General features: G+C 68.6%; 2 protein-coding genes and 1 pseudogene. 1 reads left to right on the forward strand and 2 read right to left on the reverse strand.

Annotation, left to right across the window (positions count from 1 at the left end):
- Positions 1-335: 335 nt before the first annotated feature.
- Positions 336-767, reverse strand: a complete 432-nt coding sequence (locus ABT085_RS46150; RefSeq protein ID WP_351623185.1) for an Imm1 family immunity protein — start codon at positions 765-767, stop codon at positions 336-338.
- A 149-nt stretch (positions 768-916) separates the two neighbouring features.
- On the opposite strand from ABT085_RS46150, the pseudogene ABT085_RS46155 reads away from it, so the two are divergent.
- Positions 917-1,211, forward strand: a pseudogene (locus ABT085_RS46155) (transposase); the annotation flags it as partial.
- A gap of 81 nt (positions 1,212-1,292) precedes the next feature.
- On the opposite strand, the gene ABT085_RS46160 reads toward ABT085_RS46155, so the two are convergent.
- The gene (locus ABT085_RS46160) at positions 1,293-1,745 is read right to left on the reverse strand and encodes an iron chaperone (protein WP_351623187.1); all 453 of its coding nucleotides are present in this window, start codon (positions 1,743-1,745) and stop codon (positions 1,293-1,295) included.
- Between the last annotated feature and the right edge of the window lie 11 nt (positions 1,746-1,756).

Consider the following 1,756-nt stretch of genomic DNA (forward strand, 5'->3'; position numbering starts at 1 on the left):
TCCGAGTAGTCCTTCATCGCCATCGGCGGTTGTCTCGCTTCCTCCGGATCAAGCAGATCCAGTATCAGCGTGTCCACCACTCAGGGGGAGGCTCCCGGCCGACTTCGCGGACCCCGTGCCCCGCCCCGTCCTGGCATCAGGCTTGTGCGCAGATGAATGCGCGAGGCAGCGGCAACGGACCCTGCGTCCCGCGACAGACCGCAATGCCCACGCAGGACAGCAGGATGAGGGCCGCGCCCTCGCGACGGTCCTGGAGCCTGTCTGACAAATGATCACCTGATTGAGGGCGTGCACGCCGCCCGTCACGGGGTGCCCCGGGCTTGCGCGCTTGGGGGTCAGTGCGGCTCTTCCCGCCACTCAAGGCAGGTGGGCCGGCGCCCGCCGGACAGGACAAACTCCTTCACAGCCTCGCGTACAAGGTCGATCGGGACTTCTGTCGGCTCCAGGAACTCACGGGGGTAGGTGTTGAGCATGTAGGTCGCCACCGGCGCGGTGGGCGCGCCGTCCGGGATCAAAGCGCCCTCGTCACCCGTGCTGTAGCACAGGATGCCGAACTGCCCGCCTGCGCCGACCCCGACCAGGAACTCGTGGTCCGGCCAGCCCGACGACAGCCTCTGGCGGTCCAGGGAAATCAGCTGGGCCGTCGTGCGGAGCGGGTCGGCGGCGATCAACGCATCAATCATCGCTTCGATGGCATGCGCCGAATCGAGCAGCACCGGTGCACCCCGGTGCTGCTCGGTGAACCATGCCTCTGTGCCCCGCAGCATCCCGCTCTCCCCGCCGTCCCCCGTGGCCCGCGTGCCATGTCTCGAGCAACGCAGGCTACCGCCGCGCAGGGAACCCGGTCGCGGTGACCGCCCTCATGATTGATCTTGTGGCAGGTCGAGGCGAGTTGACGGACGCGGCGTGAGAGCGGATAGAGCTCTTGCTGCCCAGGGTGGACGGGCGTGGTTGTCCGTGGCGTGATCACCGGCAGGTGGTCAACGCCTTGTTTTGGCGGCTGCGGACCGGAGCCCCGTGGCGCGATCTCCCGGAGATGTACGGGCCGTGGCGGACCGTCTATGAGCGGTTCGCCCGCTGGGAGGCGGACGGCACCTTCGCGAACCTGCTGGAGCACGTCCAGGTCCGCGAGGGCGCAGCGGGCCAGGTGGAGTGGACCGTCACCGTCGACTCCACGGTCAACCGGGCCCGCCGACACGCCGCTGGCGACGCGCAGCAGATGCTGTACCGGCAGCGCCAGGCCGCCGAGCACGTCAAGGTGCCACAGGCCCAGTCCGTTCACCAGGCGTGCCTCAGCTGACCGCCTGCTTCACGAGCGCACTGATCCGCGCCTCCACCTCGGCCGTCACGTCGGTCAGGGCGAAACCGGCCGCCCACATCGTGCCCTCGTCCAGCTTCGCCTGGTCGCTGAACCCGAGCGTCGCGTAGCGCGCCTTGAACTTCTCCGCGCTCTGGAAGAAGCACATGACCTTGCCGTCCAGCGCGTAGGCGGGCATCCCGTACCAGAGCTTCGGCGCGAGGGTTGGGGCGCTGGCTGTGATGACGGCGTGGACGCGCTCAGCCATGATCCGGTCCGAGTCCTGCATCTCGGCGATCTTCGCGAGCACGTCCCGCTTCTCCTCCGCCGCCTTGTCCGCGCGCGAGCTGCGGCGCGCTGCCGTCTTCAGCTCTTGGGCGTGGTCCTTCATCGCGGCCCGCTCCTCGGCCGTGAATCCCTCGTGCGTGCTGCTTTCGGTGCTGCTCATGGCGGATCTCC

Origin of the sequence: Streptomyces sp. NPDC002265 (genome assembly GCF_040296125.1) — a bacterium.
Classification (GTDB): Bacteria; Actinomycetota; Actinomycetes; order Streptomycetales; family Streptomycetaceae; genus Streptomyces.

Excerpts from the sequence above, each read along its gene's own strand:
- ABT085_RS46150 (WP_351623185.1), bottom strand. The coding sequence starts at position 767 with ATGCTGCGGGGCACAGAGGCATGGTTCACCGAGCAGCACCGGGGTGCA.
- ABT085_RS46160 (WP_351623187.1), bottom strand. The coding sequence starts at position 1,745 with ATGAGCAGCACCGAAAGCAGCACGCACGAGGGATTCACGGCCGAGGAG.